This is a genomic window from Fusicatenibacter sp. (genome assembly GCF_977045365.1).
Window position 1 is genome coordinate 1 of the sequence record NZ_CDRRUH010000094.1, and the last position, 1,231, is coordinate 1,231.

Genomic DNA, 1,231 nt, shown 5'->3' on the forward strand with positions numbered 1-1,231 from the left:
AAAAAAACTTGCAAATCTCGTCTGAGATGATATACTTTTTGCATTGTGTTACTTTATGAAAGCACTGATCTTCCAAGAAAGTGCTTCTGCTTATGAAAAAGAAAGAGGTATCTATGCTCCAACTGATTGAAACCATCAACACTGCCGTGAACAATTTTATCTGGGGTGTTCCGGCTATGATCTGCATTTTCGGTGTCGGCCTTTACCTGAGTCTGCGCACCCGTTTTCTCCAGATTCGAAAATTCCCGTATGCGATCCGCACAACGCTCGGAAGAATGTTCCGCAAACGAGATGCTTCCGATGGCGCAATTACACCGTTCCAGGCGGTCTGTACAGCACTTGCCGCCACGGTCGGTACCGGTAATATTGCCGGTGTTGCCGGCGCTATCGCTATCGGCGGACCCGGTGCCGTGTTCTGGATGTGGGTTTCCGCCCTGCTCGGCATGTGTACGAAATTTGCCGAGGTAACACTGGCTGTTTTCTATCACGAGAAAAACGCCAACGGGGAACTCGTCGGCGGACCGATGTATTACATCAAAAACGGTCTCAGCAAAAAATGGCATTTTCTGGCCTATCTTTTCGCTGCTTTCGGTGTACTGACTGTGTTCGGAACCGGAAATGCAACGCAGGTCAACACCATCACAACCGCAGTCAACTCCGCACTGATGAATTACCATGTGATCTCAAAAGACGCGATCCCGACCTCCAACCTGATTCAGGGTATCATTATTGCGGCACTCGTAGCGCTGATCCTGCTCGGCGGTGTCAAACGGATCGCACAGGTAACAGAAAAGCTCGTTCCGTTTATGGCTCTGTTTTATATTGTCCTTGCCATCGGTGTAATTTTGCTGAATCTCAACCGGATTCCGTCTGTTTTCGTATCGATCCTTGAGGGCGCCTTCCGTCCCTCTGCTGTTACAGGCGGTATCGTCGGAAGCATGATCATGAGTGTGAAAAAAGGTGTGTCCCGCGGTATTTTCTCAAACGAGGCAGGTCTTGGTACCGGTTCGATCGCGCATGCCTGTGCCGACACAAAAAAACCAGTCAAACAGGGTATGTTCGGTATCTTTGAGGTATTTACTGATACGATCGTGATTTGTACCTTAACTGCACTTGTTATTCTCTGCAGCGGTACTTCCATCACCTACGGACAGGCTGCCGGCGCAGAGCTGACCATCAGCGGTTTTACCCTTACATACGGAAACTGGGTTTCGCTGCTCACCGCGTTCGC

1 pseudogene is annotated in these 1,231 nt (G+C 49.6%); it reads left to right on the forward strand.

What is annotated here, in order from left to right:
- Positions 1-113 precede the first annotated feature (113 nt).
- A pseudogene (locus ACY2VW_RS13740) lies at positions 114-1,231 on the forward strand (alanine/glycine:cation symporter family protein); the annotation flags it as partial.